At 64.1% G+C, this 22,860-nt stretch carries 22 protein-coding genes; 5 read left to right on the top strand and 17 right to left on the bottom strand.

Annotation, left to right across the window (positions count from 1 at the left end; genetic code table 11):
- Positions 1 to 167: 167 nt before the first annotated feature.
- The 4 genes from gshA to OYT13_RS02230 form a co-directional block, all read right to left on the bottom strand.
- Positions 168 to 1,457, bottom strand: coding sequence for a glutamate--cysteine ligase (gene gshA, locus OYT13_RS02245; protein ID WP_017232716.1), 1,290 nt, complete (start codon positions 1,455 to 1,457; stop codon positions 168 to 170).
- 357 nt (positions 1,458 to 1,814) lie between these two features.
- Positions 1,815 to 3,290, bottom strand: a complete 1,476-nt coding sequence (gene amt / locus OYT13_RS02240) for an ammonium transporter (protein WP_268567837.1) — start codon at positions 3,288 to 3,290, stop codon at positions 1,815 to 1,817.
- Between the two features lie 86 nt (positions 3,291 to 3,376).
- Positions 3,377 to 3,715, bottom strand: coding sequence for a P-II family nitrogen regulator (locus OYT13_RS02235; protein WP_010804740.1), 339 nt, complete (start codon positions 3,713 to 3,715; stop codon positions 3,377 to 3,379).
- Between the two features lie 13 nt (positions 3,716 to 3,728).
- Positions 3,729 to 4,550: a TorF family putative porin gene (locus OYT13_RS02230; protein ID WP_017235618.1), complete on the bottom strand. Its 822-nt coding sequence runs from the start codon at positions 4,548 to 4,550 to the stop codon at positions 3,729 to 3,731.
- 393 nt (positions 4,551 to 4,943) lie between these two features.
- Here OYT13_RS02230 and OYT13_RS02225 point away from each other — a divergent pair, with 393 nt between their 5' ends.
- Positions 4,944 to 5,192: an accessory factor UbiK family protein gene (locus OYT13_RS02225; protein WP_017235617.1), complete on the top strand. Its 249-nt coding sequence runs from the start codon at positions 4,944 to 4,946 to the stop codon at positions 5,190 to 5,192.
- Positions 5,193 to 5,479: 287 nt separating this feature from the next.
- Positions 5,480 to 7,018, top strand: coding sequence for a YifB family Mg chelatase-like AAA ATPase (locus OYT13_RS02220; RefSeq protein ID WP_261939317.1), 1,539 nt, complete (start codon positions 5,480 to 5,482; stop codon positions 7,016 to 7,018).
- Positions 7,019 to 7,040: 22 nt separating this feature from the next.
- Here OYT13_RS02220 and OYT13_RS02215 read toward each other — a convergent pair whose 3' ends face one another.
- Positions 7,041 to 7,580, bottom strand: a complete 540-nt coding sequence (locus OYT13_RS02215; RefSeq protein ID WP_017235614.1) for a hypothetical protein — start codon at positions 7,578 to 7,580, stop codon at positions 7,041 to 7,043.
- A 99-nt stretch (positions 7,581 to 7,679) separates the two neighbouring features.
- Between OYT13_RS02215 and OYT13_RS02210 the strand changes: the two genes are divergently transcribed.
- Together OYT13_RS02210 and OYT13_RS02205 are read left to right on the top strand one after the other, a co-directional pair.
- Positions 7,680 to 8,426 (top strand): hypothetical protein, encoded by a 747-nt coding sequence (locus OYT13_RS02210; RefSeq protein ID WP_268567192.1) that lies wholly within the window; start codon positions 7,680 to 7,682, stop codon positions 8,424 to 8,426.
- A gap of 124 nt (positions 8,427 to 8,550) precedes the next feature.
- A complete protein-coding gene (locus tag OYT13_RS02205; RefSeq protein WP_268567191.1) occupies positions 8,551 to 9,075 on the top strand; it encodes a TlpA disulfide reductase family protein in 525 nt (174 codons plus the stop codon).
- Positions 9,076 to 9,192: 117 nt separating this feature from the next.
- Here OYT13_RS02205 and OYT13_RS02200 read toward each other — a convergent pair whose 3' ends face one another.
- The 11 genes from OYT13_RS02200 to OYT13_RS02150 all read right to left on the bottom strand — a co-directional run bounded on the left by OYT13_RS02200 (position 9,193) and on the right by OYT13_RS02150 (position 21,392).
- Complete coding sequence (locus tag OYT13_RS02200) at positions 9,193 to 10,548, bottom strand: sigma-54-dependent transcriptional regulator (RefSeq protein ID WP_017235611.1); 1,356 nt, start codon at positions 10,546 to 10,548, stop codon at positions 9,193 to 9,195.
- Entirely contained in the window at positions 10,545 to 12,530 is a 1,986-nt protein-coding gene (locus OYT13_RS02195; RefSeq protein ID WP_268567190.1) for a sensor histidine kinase, read from the bottom strand. Before OYT13_RS02195 ends, OYT13_RS02200 begins: the two co-directional genes overlap by 4 nt.
- A gap of 247 nt (positions 12,531 to 12,777) precedes the next feature.
- A complete protein-coding gene (locus OYT13_RS02190) occupies positions 12,778 to 14,064 on the bottom strand; it encodes a dicarboxylate/amino acid:cation symporter (protein WP_017235609.1) in 1,287 nt (428 codons plus the stop codon).
- A gap of 44 nt (positions 14,065 to 14,108) precedes the next feature.
- A complete protein-coding gene (locus OYT13_RS02185) occupies positions 14,109 to 14,903 on the bottom strand; it encodes an ABC transporter ATP-binding protein (RefSeq protein WP_017235608.1) in 795 nt (264 codons plus the stop codon).
- A gap of 10 nt (positions 14,904 to 14,913) precedes the next feature.
- A complete protein-coding gene (locus OYT13_RS02180; RefSeq protein WP_017235607.1) occupies positions 14,914 to 15,750 on the bottom strand; it encodes an ABC transporter permease in 837 nt (278 codons plus the stop codon).
- A gap of 14 nt (positions 15,751 to 15,764) precedes the next feature.
- On the bottom strand, positions 15,765 to 16,733 hold the full coding sequence (locus OYT13_RS02175) for an ABC transporter substrate-binding protein (protein ID WP_017235606.1): 969 nt from the start codon (positions 16,731 to 16,733) through the stop codon (positions 15,765 to 15,767).
- Positions 16,734 to 17,022: 289 nt separating this feature from the next.
- Positions 17,023 to 17,802, bottom strand: coding sequence for an IclR family transcriptional regulator (locus tag OYT13_RS02170; protein ID WP_017235605.1), 780 nt, complete (start codon positions 17,800 to 17,802; stop codon positions 17,023 to 17,025).
- Entirely contained in the window at positions 17,802 to 18,686 is an 885-nt protein-coding gene (locus tag OYT13_RS02165) for an N-formylglutamate amidohydrolase (protein WP_268567189.1), read from the bottom strand. Before OYT13_RS02165 ends, OYT13_RS02170 begins: the two co-directional genes overlap by 1 nt.
- Before the next feature lie 369 nt (positions 18,687 to 19,055).
- Positions 19,056 to 20,066: a lipoyl synthase gene (gene lipA, locus OYT13_RS02160; protein ID WP_268567188.1), complete on the bottom strand. Its 1,011-nt coding sequence runs from the start codon at positions 20,064 to 20,066 to the stop codon at positions 19,056 to 19,058.
- 24 nt (positions 20,067 to 20,090) lie between these two features.
- Positions 20,091 to 20,798 (bottom strand): lipoyl(octanoyl) transferase LipB, encoded by a 708-nt coding sequence (gene lipB, locus OYT13_RS02155; RefSeq protein WP_017235602.1) that lies wholly within the window; start codon positions 20,796 to 20,798, stop codon positions 20,091 to 20,093.
- A gap of 261 nt (positions 20,799 to 21,059) precedes the next feature.
- Positions 21,060 to 21,392: a DUF2917 domain-containing protein gene (locus OYT13_RS02150; protein ID WP_017235601.1), complete on the bottom strand. Its 333-nt coding sequence runs from the start codon at positions 21,390 to 21,392 to the stop codon at positions 21,060 to 21,062.
- A gap of 100 nt (positions 21,393 to 21,492) precedes the next feature.
- Here OYT13_RS02150 and OYT13_RS02145 point away from each other — a divergent pair, with 100 nt between their 5' ends.
- Entirely contained in the window at positions 21,493 to 22,533 is a 1,041-nt protein-coding gene (locus OYT13_RS02145; RefSeq protein ID WP_261939320.1) for a transcriptional regulator GcvA, read from the top strand.
- Between the two features lie 68 nt (positions 22,534 to 22,601).
- Here the strand turns inward: OYT13_RS02145 and OYT13_RS02140 are convergent, their stop codons facing one another.
- Positions 22,602 to 22,814 carry a DUF493 family protein gene (locus tag OYT13_RS02140; protein ID WP_051060344.1) on the bottom strand — a complete coding sequence of 71 codons (213 nt, stop codon included), beginning with the start codon at positions 22,812 to 22,814 and terminating at the stop codon, positions 22,602 to 22,604.
- Between the last annotated feature and the right edge of the window lie 46 nt (positions 22,815 to 22,860).

Raw genomic sequence — 22,860 nt, 5'->3', positions numbered from 1 at the left:
GGGGGGCCAGCCGGGCGTCTTTTTCTTTTCGCCCCACGGAACTTGAAGCGTTCAAGGCCGCCGCCGCACAGGCAGGGCCTCACCTCAAATTCGGAAACATCTCAAACCAACGCGTGACCGAAAAGGCGTGAACGGATGCCACTGGTCGCCGCGCCGATCGTGCCGCGTCAATACGTTTCCGGATCCGGATCGGTGCGCTCAAGTTCGACCGACGCCGCGAGCAGCGCCAGACGCGCCACCACACCGTACATATAGAACCGGTTGGGCGGTGCCGCCCCCGGCTTGGCGTGGACATCGGGCAGTGCCGTATGCTCGAAGGCGAGCGGCACGAAGTGCATGCCCGGCGCGTTGAGGTTCTCGTCGGTCCCGCGTCCGGTGTGCACCCGGTAGAAACCGCCGACCACGTACCGATCGATCATGTAGACGACCGGTTCGGCCACGGCTTCGTTGATGCGCTCGAACGTGTAGACCCCTTCCTGCACGATCACGTCGTGCACTTCGAGGCCTTCCTTGACCACACTCATCTTGGTGCGCTCGCGCCGGTTCAGGTTTTTGATCTCGGCGGCGTCGTGCACCATCATCACGCCCATGCCGTAAGTACCGGCATCGGCCTTGATCACGACGAACGGCTTCTCGCTGATGCCGTACTCGCGATACTTCTTGTTGATCTTCTTGAGCACGGCGTCGACCGTATCGGCGAGCTTTTCTTCGCCCACGCGCTCGTCGAAATCGATGCCCTCGCACTTGGCGAAGTACGGGTTGAGCATCCAGGGATCGACGTCGATCATCTTGGCGAACTTCTTGACGATGTCGTCATATGCCGAGAAATGCTGGCTCTTGCGGCGCACCGCCCACCCCGCATGCAGCGGCGGCAGGAGGTACTGTTCGTGCAGACCTTCGAGAATCGGCGGAATGCCGGCGGACAGGTCGTTATTGAGCAGGATCGAACACGGATCGAAATTCTTGAGGCCCAGCCGGCGCGGTGTACGCTCGAGCGGCTCGATCACAACGTGCTGACCGTCGGGCAACTCGATGGTGGTCGGCTCGGTGATGTCGTCCGAGAGACTGCCCAGACGCACATGGAGCCCTGCGTGACGCATGATCGTCGACAGCCGCGCAAGATTCTGCAGGTAGAAGGTATTGCGCGTATGCCGTTCGGGAATGAGCAGCAGGTTCTTGGCGTCGGGGCAGATCTTCTCGATGGCGGCCATCGCCGCCTGCACCGCAAGCGGCAGCACCTCCGGCGCCAGATTGTTGAAACCGCCGGGGAAGAGATTGGTGTCGACCGGAGCAAGCTTGAAGCCGGCATTACGCAGGTCGACCGAACAATAGAACGGCGGCGTATGTTCCTGCCACTCGAGCCGGAACCAGCGCTCGATGGCGGGCGTCGCATCGAGGATCTTTTTTTCCAGGTCGAGCAAAGGGCCTTTCAGAGCCGTGACGAGATGCGGAACCATGCTTCTCTCATATCCAGATGGAATATCGATTGTAGAGCATACGCTCGGCGCCCCCCACCCTTGGGCGGGATCGGAGGACGTAGAGTGCGCACGCCGCGGTGAGAGAAGATGGGGACGAAGCGGGGAATCGCAAGCGAAAAAAACGGGTACCCGCCGGGTACCCGTCCAATGCCGGGGGCGGCTGTCCGACCAGCCACCGGCAACCTCTCTTGCTCGCCCTGGGCCGAGGTTGGCAGCGCATCGTTGCCGATTCGCGGGCGCTTGTTGGAAGTCACGCCCGGCCGGAGCCGGGCCTAAACCATGCGATGTCACAGCGTCGAGCGGTGGGGCAAACGCCCCCCACCGACGTCTGCGTCATCAGTTGTGATAAGCGGATTCGCCGTGCGAGGTGATGTCCAGCCCCTCGCGCTCTTCGTCTTCCGGCACCCGCAGACCCAGCACGATGTCGGCGATCTTGAAGGCGATGAAGGCGACCACGCCCGACCAGACGACCGTGGTGAGCACGGCCTGCAGCTGGATCCAGACTTGACCGGCGATCGAGTAGTCCGGCGCCACCTTGTTGGCCACGTAGTCGTAGATGCCCGTGCCGCCAAGCGACGGGGCCGCGAACACGCCCGTCAGAATCGCGCCGAGCATACCGCCCACGCCATGCACGCCGAACACGTCGAGCGCGTCGTCGGCCTTGAGCAGGCGCTTCAGGCCATTCACCCCCCACAGGCAGATCAGACCGGCAAGCAGGCCGAGCACGATCGAGCCCATCGGGCCGACGAAGCCGGCGGCCGGCGTCACCGCCACCAGACCTGCGACAGCCCCCGAGGCACCACCGAGCATTGACGGCTTGCCCTTGCCGATCCACTCACCCGCCGTCCATGACAGCGTTGCAGCCGCGGTGGCGAGCAGCGTGTTCACGAAGGCGAGCGCGGCACCGCCGTTGGCCTCCAGCCCCGAGCCGGCGTTGAAGCCGAACCAGCCGAACCAGAGCAGCGAGGCACCGATCATCGTCATCGTGAGCGAATGCGGCTTGAACGCTTCCTTCCCGAAGCCAACACGCTTGCCGACCATGTACGAGCCGACCAGACCGGCGATAGCGGCATTGATGTGCACCACCGTACCGCCTGCGTAATCGAGCGCGCCCTTCTGGAAGAGCCAGCCGGCATGTGCCGTGGCGGCGTCGGCGGCGGCAGGGTCGGTGTAAGCGTCCGGACCCGACCAGAACCACACCATATGGGCGATCGGCAGGTACGAGAACGTGAACCAGATCACGGTGAAGAGCAGCACGGCCGAGAACTTGGTACGTTCGGCAAACGCCCCGACGATCAGCGCACAGGTAATGGCGGCGAACGCGGCCTGGAACGCCATGTACGCGTATTCCGGCACATTCACGCCCTTGCTGAAGGTCGCGGCGATCGAGTCCGGCGTCATGCCCTTCAGGAACAGACGATCAAAGCCCCCGAAGAACGCCCCGCCCTCGGTGAACGCGATGCTGTAGCCGTAGATCGACCACAGCACGACCACGAGCGAGAAGATGATGAAGCACTGCATCAGCACCGAGAGCATGTTCTTCGAGCGGACGAGACCGCCGTAGAACAGGCCCAGGCCGGGCAGCGTCATCAAAATCACCAGCGCGGTACAGGTCAGCAGCCAGGCCGTATCGCCTTTGTTCGGTGGCACGGGCGTTGCAGCGGCGGGTGCCGGCGCAGCGGCCTGAGCCGACGGTGCAGGTGCAGGCGCAGCCGCCGGCGTCGCAGCCGTCGCTGCGGGTGACGCCGTCTCCGACGCGGCGGCAGGCGCCGAAGCGTCCTGCGCGAGCGCGGCGGTCGAGCCGAGGCCCATCGTGCCCGCGACGCCTGCGAAGGCGGCGACGAGCAACAGTTTGGCAAGCAGTTTTTTCATGATTTGTTGTCTCTTTTGTAGGACCTTCACAGCGCGTCTTCGCCGGTCTCTCCCGTACGGATTCGGACGACGTGTTCGACGTTGGACACGAAAATCTTGCCGTCGCCGATCTTGCCGGTGCGGGCCGCCTGCTCGATGGCGTCGATCGCCTGATCGAGCAGGGCGTCGCCGATGACCGCCTCGATCTTCACCTTCGGCAGAAAGTCGACGACATATTCTGCACCCCGATACAGCTCGGTATGGCCCTTCTGGCGGCCGAAGCCCTTGACTTCGGTCACCGTAATCCCCGCCACGCCAATGTTCGAGAGGGCTTCGCGCACCTCGTCGAGCTTGAAGGGTTTCACAATTGCGGTTATCAGCTTCATATTGAGTCGCTCCTTAGAATGTCTTCGACAACCCCACGACGACCGTCGCCTTGGAGAGTACCTTGCCGGAATTCGCGGCGGTGTAGTACTTCTCGTTGGCGTTCGTATCGACGTAGGCGACCGACACGGAGAAGTTCTTGCCCAGGTCTTTCGACAGGCCGATCTTCCAGTCGGTGTAGCCAGCCGCGCTGAAGTTGTGCACCCACTGATGCCCCACGTGACCCACCGCCGAGAGGCCCCAGACGCCGATGTCATAGGTTGCCGTGAGGTCGAGGTAGCCGCTGTTCGACGTATCCTGGCCGTCCGGACTCACGAGGCCGAACAAACGGGTCATGGAGTGCGAGTACTTCAGCGTTACGGTTTTCCAGCCCAGGGCGGCATACAGTTCGAACGTATGCGGACGCGGGAAGAAGGCCCCGGACGGATAGGTGCCCGGGTAGTAGTACTGCAGGCCCCCGACATCGATGGTCCAGTCCGGGATGATTTCCTTCTTCCAGCCGCCGTAGAAATCCATTTCGATCGGCGCGCTCACCGCCGAATTGCCATCCGAAATCCAGCTGATGTTCGACGCCCATACGCCCGCATACAGTCCGGATTCGTGTGCGATATCGAAACCGCCCTGCACCGCCGGGCGCTTGCCCGTTTGCGAGATCCCGCGGAAGCGGTAGTCGGAGAACAGACCGATGTTGGCGGTCACGGTCAGCGGTTCGGCCGCGGCACTCGCCGCTGTGGCGGGCGCCGCGCCATCGGCGCTCGTCTGCGCAAAAGCGCCGGCAGACATCGCCATCGCACTGGAGAACACAACGCCAGCCATCGCAGTTGACACTTTCTTCATCACTTTCCCCTGAGTTGTTATCTAACGTTTTGGTGCAGCGTGCGGCAGTTTCTGACCTGAGTACAGCAACTCTCGTGCCAGGTCTCGCATCCCCATGCGCTGCGATGCGCAAGATGCAAATTCCGGGATAAAAAATTGGCAAAATTGCGGGGACAAAGTGGCGCGCCGGTGCCGGCACCGGCGACAACCCAGCGTGTCGAACGAGATCAAATCCTTGCCGGGTAACGGTTGCGCCGTTGTGTGCGCTGGCTGGGTGCAGGAAACGGTGTTAGAGTTGCGCCAACGTTGGCGGCCGCCCTGATGCACCACCTTGCACCGGTCAGACCGGCGCGCCGAAGCACACTGACGGTGCAAGCACCACGTTGGTGCGAAGAATCGAAGAGAGGAAGGCTTATGAAACCGAACGAGATCCTGCAAGACATGCAAGCCAAGGTGAGTGAGTTGCTCAAGCAATCCCCCGCCAAGGATATCGAGCGCAACGTCAAAAGCCTGCTCAACCAGGGCTTTAACCGGCTCGATCTGGTGACCCGCGAGGAGTTCGACGTGCAGGCGCAGGTGCTCGCGCGCACGCGCGAAAAACTCGAGGCGCTCGAAAAGCGCGTGGCCGAACTCGAAGGCCTGCGCAACGAAGCGCAAGACTGACGAAACACAAGGGGCGCGTGGGCGCCCTTTGTCATCTTCGGCGGCCGAAGGCCAACGCCATGCCCCGCTGCGGCGCACCCAACTGCCGCGTGTCGTCACTTCCCGATTCTCAGTCTGAGATCAGAATCCTCCTAAATCGTAGCGGACCTTGCCGAACCGTCGGTGCCGTCGCTCCGAAAACACCCTCCACGCCCCCGATTTCCTCCGATTGAACATTGTGCGCCGCGGCGTTCTGCGACGACTATCGACATCGATGTGATGCGTCGCAATAGTTCGAAGGAGGAGAGATGTCAGTGGCAGTTGTCAGCAGCCGTGCGATCACGGGGATGGCGGCCCGCGCGGTCACCGTCGAAGTGCACTTGGCGAACGGGCTGCCCGGCCTGTCGCTGGTCGGCCTGCCCGATACCGAGGTCAAGGAAAGCCGGGAGCGCGTGCGCTCTGCGTTGCAGAACAGCCGGTTCGAATTTCCCGCCCGGCGCATCACGGTCAATCTGGCGCCGGCCGATTTACCCAAAGCGTCTGGCTGCTTCGATCTGCCGATTGCGCTTGGCATCCTCGCGGCCAGCGGTCAGCTCCCCGACATCGGATTGCGCTCGCACGAGTTTGCGGGAGAGTTGTCGCTCACCGGCGAGTTGCGTCCGGTTCGCGGGGCATTGGCGATGGCGAGCGCCATGCTGGCCGAACCGTCGGCGCGTGCGCTCGTGCTGCCCGCGGCAAGCGCGCAGGAAGCCGCATTGGTGGAGGGCGCCACGGTCTATGGCGCGCGCACCTTGCTCGATGTCTGCGCGCATCTCGCCGAGCCCGACGTGGCGACGCCGCTGCCGCGCGCCGTTGTCCCACTGGCGCTGGCGGCGTCGGCCGACAGCGGCGTCGCGCAAGCAAGCGACCTCCCCGACCTGGGCGATATCAAGGGACAAGAGCACGCCAAGCGCGCCCTGGAAGTTGCGGCGGCAGGCGGACATCACATCTTGTTCTACGGCCCACCGGGTACCGGCAAGTCGATGCTGGCGACGCGGCTCGCGGGACTGCTCCCGGCGCTGAGCAAGGCGCAGGCCGTGGAGGCCGCCACGCTGGCCAGCCTGAGCGCACAGGGATTCGATATGCGCCACTGGGGCCGGCGACCGTTTCGCGCGCCGCATCATACGGCGTCGGCCGCGGCGCTGGTGGGCGGAGGTAGCGCGCCGCGGCCCGGTGAAATCAGTCTGGCCCATCGCGGGGTGCTCTTTCTCGACGAACTCCCTGAATTTCAGCGCCGCGTGCTCGAAGTCCTGCGCGAACCGCTGGAGTTGGGCCATGTCACGATCTCCCGCGCGGGCGGACACGCCACGTTCCCCGCCGCGTTTCAACTCGTGGCCGCGATGAACCCGTGCCCGTGCGGCGACCTGGGACATCCGTCGCGCAATTGCCGCTGTACGAGCGAGGCCGTGGCGCGATATCGCAATCGTCTCTCGGGCCCGCTGCTCGATCGCATCGACCTGCACGTCGAAGTGCCGGCGCTGAGCGCCGAGACATTCGCCGCGCCGGCCAGCGGCGAGCGCAGCGAAGTCGTGGCGACACGCGTCAGGCAGGCGCGGGAGCGCCAGCTATCTCGCCAGGGCCAATTGAACTGCGGCCTGTCGAGCCGTGCGCTGGAGGCGCAATGCGCCCTGCAGCCGAACGCGCAGGACGTTCTGCACCGCGCAGTGACGCAACACCATTGGTCGGCACGCACCTATCATCGCGTGCTGCGCGTGGCGCGCACGGTAGCCGATCTCGCAGGCATTGGCGATATCGATGCCCATCACGTCGCAGAGGCCGTGCAATACCGCGAAGCCCCGTCATCGTAACGGGCGCGAGGCGCAGCGGCGATCACTCCAGCGTGAACGAATCGAGAAATTGGTCGACCTGGTCCTTCGCGGGAGCCTTCGTCGCCAGCACGACCACTTGATAAACGTGATTGCCGCGACCGACGAAACGGGCGGCAACGTAACGCTCCGTCTTGTCGCTGGCCTTGCCTTGCGCGGATACGCCCAGTCCGGGAATCGCAGGCGCGTCGCCCGCCTGACGCACCATGACCTGCACCGGCGCGGCGGCCCCGTCGTTCACGTTCGCGAGCAAGCCATGCTGCAACTCGGCGAGGACTGCTTGACGTAGCGTTGCGTCGTCCTTGGGCAGCGTCACCACGCCCACGGCGAAGAGTGCCGCATCGACGCGGGCAGCTTGCATGCGCATAGGCAGTGGGCCGGAGGCGAACTTCACTTCGCGCGCGTCCTGCGTCGGTTTGGCGGGATAGGTTGCGGCATACCCGCCGTCTTTGTCGTGCACCTCGCGCCAATCGTAGCGAGGGGAACAGGCGGCGAGCACCATGGCCGCGGCAAGCATGACGTAGACACGGATAACGCGATTCATAGACAGGAGGATGAGCCTGAAGGGAAGGAGATTGCCATTATCCGCCATGTGTTGCGACACGAAAAACGCGCCGTTGCAGATCCCGGTATCATCGGCGGCATGGAACCCACCACGGCCGCCTCATCCCGCCCATTGCCTACCGACGTCTGCGACACACGCGGGGCGATTGCATCCGCGCTGGCGCTCAAGCCCGGGTGCCACGCCCCTGCGCCCCGGCAAAGGACCGGTCGCCTGATGCGGGGGCTGGCGGTGCTGACGACGGGCTTCGCCATTGGCGCGGCTGTCGCGGCGCCGGCATCGGATGGTAGCCCGCGCCCTGCCGCGGGGAATTTCGCGTCGGCGCAAACCGCGGGCGTCACGTCACCGCGTGACGGCGGCGGCGGGTCGGCAACGCCCGCGCAGAACGACGGGGCGCGTGCGGTGCAAGCACAGGCCAGCGTGCCGCTGGCGACGGACTTCGCCGCTCACGCCCGCCGTGCCGCTTCGCTCGACACCCCGCTGATCGTGCTGGTATCGCTGCGCGACTGCGTCTATTGTGGCCCGATCCGCCAGCGCGAACTTGCGCCGCTCGTGCGCGGCGGCAAATACGAGGTGCGCGAGATCGGCATGGACAGCACAGCGCCGGTGCGCGAGTTCGACGGCTCGACGACGACGGGCGTTGCCTGGGCGCGCGCTCACGGCGTGAAGGTGTCGCCGACGGTTTTGTTCCTCGATACGAGCGGACACCCCGTCGCCGACCCGCTGATCGGCGCAGGACTCCCCGACTTCTATGGCGCCTATCTCGACAACGCCATCGCGCAGGGCCGCACCCAGCTACGCGCCGGCCGCGCCGCCGCAACGCGCTGAGAATCGGGGCTGCGGAATCGGGGCCGTGGAATCGAAGCAGCAGAATCGGGGCGGCAGAAACCCGGTTGGAAATCAGAGTAGAATCGTCGTCACCCATTGAACAATCCGCCCGCACGGCTGTGTCATGAGCGCTACGACCCCCCGCAAGTCTCCCATGAGCAAGATCCTCGCCATTGCGATCGTCGCAATCGTGGCGATCGCTGGGTATTTCACGTTTGTTGGACAGAAGCGCGCGCCCGACGCGACGTTCACGCTGCTCTCGGGACAAACGCTCGGCACCGAGCAACTCAAGGGCAAGGTCTATCTCGTCAACTTCTGGGCGACGAGCTGCACAACGTGCATGAAGGAAATGCCGTCGATGGTGCAGACGTACGAGAAGTACAAAGGCCGAGGGCTGGAATTCGTGGCGGTTGCCATGAGCTACGACCCGCCGATGTACGTGGTGAACTATGCGCAGTCGCGTCAACTGCCGTTCAAGGTGGCGATGGATTCCGACGGCAGCGTGGCCAAGCAGTACGGCAACGTCCAGCTCACGCCGACGACCTTCGTCGTGGATCGCAATGGCAAGGTGCTCAAGCAATACGTGGGCGAGCCGGAATATGCGGAACTCGACAAACTCATCGAGACGGCACTGGGCAAGCAGGCTTGACGTCGCGGCTCCGGGCCACGTCACCGAATCGCCTGGCCTCCCTCGCCTCAACGCAAGCGCCCTTCGGGGCGCTTTTGTTTTGTCGCCGAATTCGGCGTCCTGCATCACCGAGTCCCCTCAACGCCCGCTGTCGCCGCCCTCGCCCTGACTGCGCGTGTGAAGTCCGTAACGCTTGAGCTTTTCATACAGCGTCGCCTTGGGCACGTGCAGCGCCTCGGCCGTCGCCGCCACGTTGCCCTTGCTGTGCTCCAGCGCCTCTTGCAGCACGGCGCGCTCGAAGCGGTCCACCTGCTCCTTGAGCGGCAGCGGCGCGAGCGAGTCGCCCTCGGGCGCACTCGCCACACCGAGCACCAGACGATCCGCCGCATTGCGAAGCTCGCGCACGTTGCCCGGCCAGTCTGCCTGCATCAGCTCCTGACGCATCCGATCCGAGACCACGGGCGCCGGACGTCCATAGCGCACGGCGGCGTCCAGCATGAAGTGCTCGAACAGCGGCAGGATATCCTCGCGACGCTCGCGCAGCGGCGGCAACGCCAGCGTCACCACATTCAGCCGGTAATACAGATCGCGACGGAATGTGCCCTCGCGCACCAGCGCTTCCATATCGCCCTTCGCAGCAGCGACCACGCGGCAGTCGACACGCACCGACTGATTCGAGCCCAACCGTTCCAGCACACCTTCCTGCAAAACGCGCAGCAGCTTGACCTGCAACGCAAGCGGCATGCTCTCGATCTCGTCGAGAAACAACGTGCCGCCCGACGCATGTTCAAGCTTTCCGATGCGACGTTTGGCCGCGCCGGTAAACGCGCCCACCTCGTGACCGAACATCTCGCTCTCGAAAATCGCCTCGGGCAACGCGCCGCAGTTCAGCGCGACGAACGGCGCATCGCGGCGGCGCGACAGTTCATGCAGACTGCGCGCCACCAGCTCCTTGCCCGTCCCCGTGTCGCCGTTGATGAGCACCGGCGCATCGGTCATCGCCACGTTGGCGATGAGCGTGCGCAGCGTCTCCATTGCCGGACTGCGCCCGATGATGCGCGAGGCGCGGCCGCCCTGTTCCGCCAGTTCGCGCCGCAACGCCTGGTTCTCCAGCATGAGCTTGCGCGTTTCCAACGCACGCTTGGCCGATTCGATCAGACGGTCCGGCGCAAACGGCTTCTCGATGAAGTCGTAGGCACCGTCGCGAATCGCCTGAACGGCCATCGAAATATCGCCGTGACCGGTCACGAGGATCACGGGCACCTCGGGCGCGTGCTGACGCAGATGCGAGAGCAGCTCAAGTCCGCTCATGCCGATCAGGCGAATGTCCGACACGACGATGCCGGCGAAATCCGGCGTGATGCGTTCGCGCGCGGCTTCGGCCGAGGCAAGCCCGAAGGCGTCGAGTCCGGCGAGTTGCAGGCTCTGCAGCGTGGCACGCCGCACGAGTTCGTCGTCTTCGACAAATAAGATCTGAAGGTTCTTGTACATCATGCGATTGTCGCGCCGGTGCGTTGCACGCGGCGCAGCGTCACGAGAAATTCTGCGCCACCGCCAGGAACGTTGCGTGCGACCAACTGGCCGCCGTTCTCCTGGGCGATGGATGACGAGATGGCGAGTCCGAGCCCCATGCCCTGCCCCCCCTCCTTGGTACTGAAAAACGGCTCGAACAGTCGCGGCATATGTGCCTCAGAAATGCCCGGCCCGTTGTCGCGCACGTAAATGCGCACCCACAGGTCGTCGGCCTCCACATCGATCCAGATCGACGGCGGTGCCTGCGGGCTGGAAACGCTTCCTACCGCGTCGATAGCGTTACCCACCAGATTGATCAGCACCTGCTCGAGACGCAGTCCTTCGCAGGCGACGTACACGTCGTCTAATCCGTCGGCAAACGTCGTCGTCAATGGGATGTCCTCCAGACGCCCGCGCAGCAGCGTCACCGTATTGTCGAGCGCGCGGCGCACCGACGCCTCCATGTCGCCACGGCGTGCGCGGCCTGCGAAGAGCCGCAGTTGTCCGGTGATCTTGCCCATGCGATCGGTGAGCGACGCGATGGCCTCCAGGTTCTCTTGCGCCGCCCCATACTCGGCACGTTCGAGCAACACGCGTGTGTTGTCGGAAAAGCTGCGCAGCGCCGAGAGCGGCTGATTGAGTTCGTGCGTGATACCTGCGGCCATCTGCCCCAGCGCCACGAGTTTGGACGCCTGCACGAGTTCGCTCTGTGCCTCGCGCAGTTCGTGCTCGGTGCGCGAGCGCTCCTGCACCTCGGTCTGCAAGCGTTCATTGGCCGACTGCAGATCGGCGGTGCGCTCGGCCACGCGCTCGCCCAGTTCCGCGTACGCCGATTGCAACAGCTCACGGCTCTTGAGCATGTCGCGTACGCGCTGACGCCGCTGGTTCCATGCCACCCCCAGCAAGCAGGTAAACGCCGCGAGACAGCCCGCCGCCACCGCCGCGATCCGGGCGTTGGCGATCACCTGATCGAGCGGCGCGAAGTACATCAGCGTCCAATTCGGCTCGCCCAGCCTGCGCTGCACAGCAAGAAAGCGGCGCATCTTGCCGGCGCCGCGTCCGTCGCGCACGGTCACGACCTCGCCGTCGGCGTCGAGCCGCTCGTCCTCGCTCCAGGCGAGCGGCGTGATGTGCTGGTTGTAGTACTGACGCGAGCTGTCGAGCGCCGCCTTCACCGCGGGGGTGAGCGGTGCGAGCGCCCGATACTGCCAGCGCGGCTCGGACGACAGGAATATCACGCCGTGATCGTCGGCCACGACGACGGGCTCGGAGGCGTCGGCACCTGCACGCTGGAACCACTCCAGGTTGAGCTTGAGGACCACGACGCCGCGAATCTGGCCATCCACCACAATCGGCTGCGAGACGAAGTACCCTGGCTCGCCCGACGTCGTACCCACGCCATAGAAACGGCCCAGTGCGCCCCGGATCGCATCGATGAAGTACGGGCGAAAACGATATTGCTGCCCCACGAACGTGGCCTTCTCGCGCCAGTTGCTCGCGGCCAGCGCGATCCCGTTCGCGTCGATCACATAGGCGGCCGACGCCTTGGCGCGCTGGTTCACGTCGAACAGATAATCGTTGGCGCGCTGCACGACCGCGGGATCGTTCGGATGAAGCAACAGATCGCGCACATCCGGATGCAGCGAAAGCAAGTACGGCAGGAATTCGTAGCGATCGACGGTGCTGCGCAGACTGCCCGCGTAGCGCTCGACCCGCGCGCCGGCGTTCACGCGCAGGTCGGTCACGCCGCGCTGCCAGCTCAGGGCGTACGTCAACCAGCAGAACAGAACGCTCGCCAACAGCATGACGGCGATCCACGACCAACGGCGCATCGGCACGGTCCTCTCGAAATCGATGGGGACTTCGTCGCGCCGGGGGGGCGAAACGTCCGTACGTGAAGCGGAGGCACCTGCCGGTGCCTGGCGCTCGCGTGGGCGAATCGGGTTGTCGTGCTGAGTGGCCATTGGGTCGCAGCGTACGCCTTGTCGACGTCGATGACGGCCGGTTCTGGCGATGGCGGCAGGCGGCGCGGTCGTGCCGCCTGTCGTCATCGCAAAACCAGGAAAAACCAAAGGACCACCGGGCGGCGAAGCTCAGGCGCTATTGTGCCTGTGCCGCGCCGCCCGGTGGCGAATCTTGCGTTGGCGGGGGGGCCGGTGGCGTCACGCGAAACGACTCACGTGACGCTCCTGCACCCGCCGCCGCCGGCCGTCAGGCCAGCTCAGGTTCGCGGTTCTTGGACATGGCCTGCGCGAGCTGCTTGCGGTCCAGTTCCTTTTCCCAGGCCGACACGACGATGGTCGCCACGCCGTTGCCGACGAGGTTCGTCAGCGCACGGCACTCGCTCATGAAGCGGTCGATACCGAGGATCAGCACCATCCCGGCCACCGGAATCGTCGGGATCACGGCGAGCGTGGCAGCCAGCGTGATGAAGCCGGCGCCGGTCACGCCCGACGCGCCCTTCGAGGTCAGCATCGCCACGGCGAGCAGCGTGAGCTGCTGGCCCCAGGTCAGGTCAATGTTGGTCGCTTGCGCAATGAACAGCACGGCCATCGTCATGTAGATGTTGGTGCCGTCGAGGTTGAACGAGTAACCGGTCGGAATCACCAGACCCACCACCGACTTCGAGCAACCGGCGTTCTCCATCTTCTCCATCAGTTGGGGCAGCGCGGCTTCCGACGAGCTGGTGCCCAGCACGATCAGCAGCTCTTCCTTGATGTAGGCGAGGAAACGGAAGATCGAGAAGCCCGTGAACTTGGCGATCAGACCCAGCACGACGATCACGAACAGGAACGACGTCAGGTAGAACGTGCCCATGAGCTTGGCGAGCGGCACCAGCGAGGCGATGCCGTACTTGCCGATCGTGAAGGCCATCGCACCGAAGGCGCCCAGCGGCGCAACCTTGGTGATGATGTGCACCACGCGAAAGAGCACGCCCGAGACGCTGTCGATCCAGTTCGTCACCACGCGGCCACGCTCACCGATCATGCTCAGGGCGGCGCCGAACAGGATGGCGATCACGAGGATCTGCAGAATCTCACCCTTGGCGAACGCGTCGGTGATCGTGCTCGGGATCAGGTGCATCAGGAAGTCGACGAACGTCTCGCCGTGGGCAGCCTTCGCGGCATAACCGGAAATCGCCTTCGGATCGAGGGTATTGATGTCGACGTTGAACCCCGCACCCGGCTTCAGGATGTGCGTCGCCGCCAAACCGATGACCAGCGCAAACGTCGAGACGATTTCGAAGTAAAGGATCGCCTTGCCGCCGACGCGGCCGACCTTCTTCATGTCTTCCATGCCGGCAATACCGGTCACGACGGTACAGAAGATCACCGGGCCGATGATCATCTTGATCAGCTTGATGAACGCATCGCCGAGCGGCTTCATCTGCACGGCTAGATCGGGCTTGAAGTGACCGAGCACGATGCCGATGACGATGGCGATCAGCACCTGTACGTACAGGATGCGGTAGAAGGGTTTTTTGGTCTGAGTTTGCATGTTGTTTCCTCTTCAGGCGGCGGGGCAAGCCACCGCCCTTGTTATCAATCCGCGGTGACGCCGCGAATTTCGCTTTGCGCAAAGCGCATTTGCTCCTCCATCACCATCTGGGCCAGCGACTTCTTCAATTCATTGAATTCGCTGCCTGCCGTATCGCGCGGACGGGGTAGGTCGATGACCATGTCTCGCTTGACCGTGCCCGGCCGGTACGTCATGACGACGACCCGGTCGGCCAGATAGATCGACTCCTCGATGCTGTGTGTGACGAAAATGATCGTCTTCTTGAACTCCTCCCAGATGCGCAGCAGCTCGTCCTGCAACGTGCGTCGTGTGAGCGCGTCGAGCGCGCCGAACGGCTCGTCCATGAGCAGGATCGGGCTGTCGAGCGCGAGCACGCGGGCAATCGCCACGCGCTGGCGCATGCCGCCCGACAGATCGCGCGGAAACCGGTCGCGAAACTCGCGCAGGTTGAGCTTGCCGAGCAGCAGGTCCACGCGCTCGTTGATCTCGGCGCGGCGCATCCCCTTGATTTCCAGCCCGAACGCAATGTTCTGCGCGACCGTCATCCACGGAAACAGTGCGTACTCCTGGAACACCATGCCGCGATCCGGGCCCGGCTCGGCCGCCGCATGCGCACGACCGTCGATACGGATGGCGCCCGAGGTCGGTTGCACGAATCCTGCCAGCGCGTTGAGCAGCGTCGACTTGCCGCAGCCCGACGGTCCCAGCAGGCAGACGAACTCCCCCGCGCCGATGGTCAGGTCGATGTCCTTGAGCGCGTCGACGACACCGCCCGGAATCGGGAACTGCTTACCCACGTGTTCAATTTCGATCAGCATGTCGCTCGCCTCACTTGGTTTCGAGACCACGGTGCCACTTGAGCAGGTGGTTGTTGAGACGATCCATGCCGAGGTCGATCACCAGGCCGAGCAGACCGATGGTCAGCATGCCGGCGATGATCTTGTCGGACCACATGTACTCGCGTGCTTCCAGAATGCGGTAGCCGAGCCCGTTGTTCACGGCAATCATCTCGGCCACGATCACAACGATGAACGCCGTGCCGATGCCGATGCGAATGCCCGACAGGATGTACGGCGTCGCCGCCGGCATGATGACGCGGCGAAAGATCGTGAACTGGCTCGCCCCGAGGTTGCGGGCCGCGCGCAGATAGATGCCGTCGACGTGACGTACGCCTGCGATGGTATTCATCAGCACAGGGAAAAACGCCCCGAGCGCGATCAGGAAGAACGCCGGCGGATTGCCCAGGCCGAACCAGAGAATGGCCAGCGGAATGTAGGCGATCGGGGGAATCGGGCGCACCACCTGCACCAGCGGATTGAACAGCCCGTAAATGCGGCTGCTGGTGCCCATGAGCAGGCCGAGCGGCAACGCGATCACCGCGCCCACGAGGAAGCCCATGACCACGCGATACAGGCTGTTGGCGGCGTCCATGAGCAATTCGCTCGAATTCAGCCACGCGCCGACGCCGTCGGCCATCGTTACGGTCGGTTTGAGGTATTGCCACCACTTGGCGACAACCGCCAGCGGCGACGGAAGAATGATCGGGTTGATCCACCCGAGGCCCGTGACGATCTGCCAGATCACCACGACCGCGAGCGGAATCAACACACCGCGCATCATGCGCGCGGTGCGCGTGGCGCCCGAAGAAGCAAGGACAGCGGCCATCCGTTCGCCTCGCTTTACTTGATGTTCAGTTGGGTCTTCGCCTTGGCGAGCAGGTCGAGCTTGACCCAGTCGTCCGCCTTCGGCACCGGATCCTGCAGCCGGCCCACGCCATACTGTTTCATCAGGTCGGTCGTGAGCTGTACGTGCGAGGTGCTCAGGTCGTAGCTATACGGCGAGTTGCCGATGGCATCCGAGAAGTCCTGCGGCGTGATCTGGTTCTTGAACATGTCCTCGCGCACGAACTTCTCGGCCGCTTGCGGATGCTGGATAAAGAAGTTGGTGGCTTCGACGAACGCATACATCAGGCGCTGCGCCACGTCCGGCTTTTCCTTGTAGAGCTTCTCGGTGATCACGAGCGCCCGCACCGGTTCGCCGAGCGGCGTGTCGTACGGCTTGAGCACTTCCACGCCGAAGCCCTTGTTGATGGCCTGCGACGCCTGCGGCTCCGACTGGCACATCGCATCGATGCTGCCGGCGGCAAGCGCCTGGTTCAGGTCGGCGTAGGCCATGAAGAGGATCTGCACGTCCTTGCCCGGCTTGTCCGACCACGTCAGGCCGGCCTTGGCCAACTCGGCGTACAGAATCAACTCCTGGGCACCGCCACGGGCCACGCCCACTTTCTTTCCCTTGAGGTCGGCCACCTTGGTGATCGGCAAGCCCTTCTTCGCCACGAGGCGCACACCGCCCTTCGCGAACCCGGCCACGGCGTAGATCGGCGCGCCCTGCGCACGCCCCGCAATTGCGGCATCCAGCGCGCTTGCCGACACGTCGACCTGCCCCGCCACAATCGCCGGCATGATGTCCACCCCCTTGGCGAACATCCGCTCCTCGATCTTCAGGCCGTATTTCGGCCCGATGACCTTCATGTACGACACTGCGCCGTAGTGGGCGAACTTCAGATTCCCCAGACGCACGACGTCGTCGGCAAACGCGTGTAGCGAAGCTGCGCACAGTGCCGCAGCGGCAAGACATTGCTTGAACATAAGGTCTCCTCTCTTATTAGGTCGGCTTGCCTGGCACGTCTGGATTCCCGTAGGGACGCCGGATCATGCGGCAGCACGTACTCTACAAAAGCAATACCCATGCCAACAACGCAAGTCTTTGATTTTAATAATGGAAGCTGTGGAAAACCCGAAGATCGATAATACGGAAACCTGGAAAACGACGTCATAAACTTTCTGGATTTCCAGAAAATCCACGACGCGCAGTGTGTCGCACAAGGCGCCAGGGCAAATCCCGAGGTCGCATCAACGACACGGCCCGACCACTCGCTCAGGCGGACAGCGCTTCCGGCAGGGGCGTCTGATAGCCCAGTGCAGCCGAGATCTCGGTGGCACAGGCCGACAGGCGCGACGAGATGTCGGGCAGCAGCGCCCGCGTCATGCGCGACGACGGACCAGACGCCGACAGCGACGCGATCACTTCGCCGGAGGCATCGCGCACCGGCACCGCGACCGATACGGCCTCGGGCGCGAGTTCACCGAAGCTCACCGCGCAGTCCTGACGGCGCACGTTGAGTAGCTCGGCAGCCAGCTCGTCGCGCTCGATGAGCGTGCCTGCGGTGTAGCGCTTGCGCGGACGGCCCAGCACCTGCGCGCGAACATCGTCGGACGCGAATGCCAGTAGCACGCGGCCTGATGCGCCGACATACAGCGGACGACGATTGCCGACCACGCCGTGCACGCGCAACTCGTGGGTCGACTCGACGCGTGCCACGCACAGCGACTCAAGCCCGTCGCGTACGCGAAGCTGGATATTCTCGTTCAGCGCGCGATTGAGCACCTGAAGATGGCGATGGGCGACCTTCACAAGATTGACCTGCTCGTGCCCGGCCACGCCCAACACCAACGCCTGAGCGCCCAGCACATAGGTCACCGGGCTGCCTTCGCGCACCACCCAGCGGTGCTGCTCGAGCGTTGCCAGCAGACGAAAGGCGCGCGACTTGTTCAGGCCGGCGCGATGCGCCAGTTCCGTCACACCCAGGCCAGGACACTCCCCGACCAGCGACAGCAGCGTAAGCGCCGTATCGACCGAAGCGACTGTATAGTCCATCAAACATCCTCACTATGTTGTTCGGCATAGGCGGCGAGCGCCGCCGCGAATTGGCCAAGTTGCGATTGCAGCGTGGAGAAGCCGTCATGCTTCTCCACGCGCGATTCATTCAGATAAAGCGCCTGATTCAGCTCGATCTGCACACTGTGGCGCCGCGCCTCGGGACGTCCGAAGTGACGCACCAGATCGCCGCCGCCGTCCTCACCGCACGGGGTGTTGTACGCCACGCGATAGCCCAGTCGCGTGAACTCGGCAATGATCCAGCGCGAGAAGGCCGGATCGGCCGTGGTCCCACCGCCGTCGCTCACGAGCACGTCGGCACGCGACATGCCGGCATCGACATCGAGCGCCCCGCCGCGCGAACGCATCGACTGACAGTTCAGGTGCCAGACCGCACCGTGCCGCTGCCAGGCGGCATCGAGCACATCGCGCAGGGCGTGACGGTAGGGCAGGTAATAGTCATGAATACGCCGCTCGACTTCGGCCACCGACAGTCGCCGGTCGTAGAGCGGCACGTTCGGCGCGGCAAACCGATGCAGCAGGCCGACACCGCGCTCGCTATAGGCTTGCGGACGCGCGTCGTGCGGCCACAGGCTTGCGAGCAATTCGGGATCGATGTCGTGCTCGGCGCGGTTCGCGTCGATGTAGGCGCGCGGGAAAAGCGCGGCAACGAGCGTCGCACCGTGATGCGTGACCACGGACCACAGCTCGTCGACGTAAGCATCGCCGCACGCAAGAATCGCAGCCGTCGGCGCAATGGTGTCGAAATCGGGGGGAAACACATGCCCGCTGTGCGGTGCGTCGATCACCAGAGGCAAGCGCCTCCCCAGGCCCCCTTGTGGCGCTTCCACAAAATATCGGCCCTCGGTGACCTGACGGGACATGCAGTCTCCTCGCGTGCGTCGGGAACGTCTGTTCGCGAATTCCCATGACAGCCGCATTGTTTTGTCAAGCAAAACAAGGTTTCAATATTCTGAAACAATGCCGGAGAACCGACAAGGTGAGGGTTGTTACAGCATATTTCGTGGCGCGATGAGGCGCGACTGGCGGGTGAGGCGCCCGATTCGTCGACGTTCACCGCAGATAGCGACACATTTGGAGCGACTTAGTCAGCATGGGCCCACTTGTGCGCGCGTATTGCGTATTGAACCGAGCCCATCCTGTGACGCGTCGTAATTGAAAGGCAAACAAAAACGCGGACCGTCTTTCGACGGCCCGCGTTCTGTGTCTGACGACGAGGTGACGCTGGCGAATCAGATAGCGTCGGCCACACCCGCTTCGTGCGCCTGCACGTCGGCGTGATAGCTCGAGCGCACCATCGCGCCGACGGCCGCATGCGTGAAGCCTATCTTGTAGGCCTCCTCCTCGAACATCTTGAACGTGTCCGGCGTGACGTAACGACGTACCGCCAGATGGTGCTCCGACGGCTGGAGATACTGGCCGATCGTGAGCATGTCGACGTTGTGGGCACGAAGATCGCGCATCACTTCCAGGATTTCTTCGTCCGTCTCGCCCAGGCCGACCATCAGGCCCGACTTCGTGGACACGTCCGGATGCTTCGCCTTGAATTCCTTCAGGAGCGTGAGCGAGTGCTGGTAGTCCGACCCCGGGCGCGCTTCCTTGTACAGACGCGGCACCGTTTCGAGATTGTGGTTCATCACGTCGGGCGGCGCCGCATTCAGAATGCCCAGCGCGCGATCGAGACGCGCGCGGAAGTCGGGCGTGAGGATTTCGATGCGGGTTTGCGGCGACAGCTCGCGCACGTGGCGGATACAGTCGACGAAGTGCTGAGCCCCGCCGTCGCGCAGGTCGTCGCGGTCGACGCTCGTGATCACCACGTACTTCAGGCGCATCGCGGCGATGGTCTTCGCGAGGTTGATCGGCTCGTCGACGTCGAGCGGATCCGGGCGGCCGTGGCCGACGTCACAGAACGGGCAGCGGCGCGTGCACTTGTCGCCCATGATCATGAACGTGGCCGTGCCCTTGCCGAAGCACTCGCCGATGTTCGGGCAGCTCGCCTCTTCACACACCGTGTGCAGGTTGTGCTCGCGCAGGATCTGCTTGATCTCGTAGAAACGCGACGTATGGGTGGCCGCCTTCACGCGGATCCAGTCCGGCTTCTTCAGACGTTCGATCGGCACGACCTTGATCGGGATGCGGGCCGTCTTGGCTTGCGACTTTTGCTTGGCGGTGGCGTCGTAGTCGCCGTCGATCGTGCGAACTTCCTTGTTCGCGGTGTCGTTCTGAGTCACGGTGGTGGTCATGTTGGGGGCTTTCCAGACGTCCAATCAGGCGGCGGCGTTTGCGCTGGGGGCCGGATCGGCCTGCGGCGCGGCTTCGGCCGACGCGGTGTGCTGTTCGAGATGATGACCGAGTTGCTGCGCCAGTCGCGCGGCCACTTCGTCCCAGCGGGGGGCCACGCCGAGCGTGGCCATGTCTACGGTTTGCAGGCCGGCATAGCCGCACGGATTGATCCAGTCGAACGGCCGCAGATCCATCGCAACGTTCAACGACACGCCGTGATAACTGCATCCGTTGCGGATCTTCAACCCGAGCGCGGCGATTTTCGCACCGGCATGCGCTGCGGCACCGTCGCCCGGGCTCACATAGATTCCCGGTGCGCCGGCCCGGCGCTCAACGTCGAGATTATACGCGCCCAGGGTGTCGATCACCGCCTGCTCGATCAAACGCACCATTTCGCGCACGCCGAGCTTGCGCCGGCGCAGATCCACGAGCAGGTAAATCACCACCTGCCCTGGGCCGTGATATGTGATCTGGCCTCCACGGTCGACCTTGACGAGCGGAATACCGGTATTCGAAACGAGCAAGTGAGCGGGGTCGCCGGCCAGTCCAAGCGTGTAGACAGGCGGATGCTGAACGATCCAGAGCTGGTCGGGGCCGTACGCGCCACGCGTGTCGGTGTACGCGCGCATGGCGTCGAACGACGCGGCGTAGTCTTCGGTGCCGCGCCAGCACACTTCGATCGGGGAGGTCATGCCCGCAATTTTAACGAAACCGGCGCAGTCGTGCTCGAAGCCGCGCTCGCGGGCGCGAGATGGCGGCTTCTCCGGCGTAGTTACGCTCTGCGGGCATTCAGCTCATCGCGCAGATTGTTGTGAATTCCATTGACACATCGACGACGTCGACGTCACCCTCTGAAATGAAACGCGCGCCCGTTGGCAACGAAGGCCAAGGGGCGCGCGATGTCGATGACCCCGCGCGCCAAACCTGCGCGCCGGACCCACGACCGGCGTTCGTCAGGCGGCGGCCGCGCAGGCGTTCGCTGCGCGCGATGCCCGGCGCCCGGCGAGCCACCGGCGCAGCACACGAGCCAGTGAGAAACGGTGCGCCACTTCACGCTGCAGCTCGGCTTCCGCCACCCCGTCGGACGACATCCAGTAACGGCGACCCGGTTCGACGGCGAGACGCTGACCGGGCATGAGCCAGTAATCGCGCGGATCGCCTGCACGCGTAACCCAAACCGCCGCGCCGCGTGCCACCAGCGTATGCTCGTGATGCAGGTCGAGGCTGATTACGTCCCCGGGGCGGATACCGTAGAAGTACTGCACCTTTGTTAAATTGTTTTGCATTTTACGACCCCCACTCAGTGCGAGACAATGACTGAATCATAGGGACTGGCGGGCGCTGCACCAAACGACATATTTTCACGGCGTTGCTAACAAAACTCACATGGATATTCGGAGACTTCCCAACCTGAGCGCCCTGCGCGCCTTCGAGGCGGCGGCCCGCCTGGAAAGCTTTTCGCGCGCGGCAGAAGAACTGTTCGTCACGCACGGCGCCATCAGCCATCAGATTCGCGCGCTGGAGCAAGAGTTGGGGACGACGCTTTTCGCGCGCAACGGCAAACGCATCAGCATCACGCCGGCGGGACGCCAGTACGCCGCGTCGATCCGTACCGCGCTCGGCGACATTGCCCAGGCGACGCGCAAGTTGCAAGCGGGCACGCGCAGCGAGCGGCGGCTGGTACTGACCACCATGCCGTCGTTTGCGAGCCGGTGGCTCACACCACGCATCGGGCGCTTCATTGACCGGCATCCGGAGCTGGAAGTGGAGTTGCGGTGCAGTGCCCAGTTGATCGACTTCGAGCGCGAGGATGTGGACGTCGCCCTGCGCATGGGCAAGGGCAACTGGCCAGGGCTGCACATTGAGAAAGTGCTCGACGATGTGTTTTTCCCGGCCTGTAGCCCGTCATACAACCAGGGGCATCTGCCGAAGACGGCGGAAGAATTCCGCCGCAGCACGTTGCTGCGCTCTGAAGGCGAGCCGTGGGCGCCGTGGTTCGCGGCGGCGGGCTTTGATCTGCCCGAGCCGACGCAGGGCATGATGTACGAAGATTCCGGCATGTTGTCGCAAGCGGCCATCGTCGGCCAGGGGCTGGCGCTCGTACGCCGCTCGCTGGCCGTGGGCGACATCATGGCGGGACGCCTTGTCCGGCTGTCCGACGTCGATACGCCGTGTGACTGGGATTATTACTTCGTGTGTCCGCCCGCCGTGCTGGAAACGCAGCGTGTTCAGGCGTTCAGAACGTGGTTTCTGGAAGAGTTGAAGGCGTTCGAGTCGGTGAAGGACATGCAGCGCCGCCCGGCGCGCCCAACATCGGTCGACTGGGAGGCCGACATGGTCACCACTGCGGGTGAGCCCGCACCGGGCATCCAACCGGGGCGCACGGCCTCATCGCCGCCCGACGACGGCGCACCGACGCACGCGTGATGCGCGTACCGCAAGCGCGTTCGTGAGGCGCCTGCGTGCGTCGCCTGCGCCTCACACGCGGTGCACGCTTACAGCACCACCTTGACCATCGGATGCCCAGTCAGCGCGCGATAGATATCGTCGAGATGGGCTTTCGAGTGGGCGCGCACCGTGACGGTCAGGCCGAGATATTTGCCCGTGCTGGACGGGCGCATCTCCACGGTCGCCGCGTCGAATTCGGCATCGAATTCTCGCAGCAATGCCACGATGGCGTCGGCGAAACCGTCCTGCGTCGTCCCCATCACCTTGATGGGAAAGTCGCACGGAAACGCCAGCAGGCTTTCCTTC

Origin of the sequence: Pandoraea sp. XJJ-1, assembly GCF_026802345.1 — a bacterium.
Lineage (GTDB): Bacteria > Pseudomonadota > Gammaproteobacteria > Burkholderiales > Burkholderiaceae > Pandoraea > Pandoraea cepalis.
The sequence above is the reverse complement of the archived record's forward strand: the minus strand, read 5'-3'. Positions and strand labels throughout refer to the sequence as shown.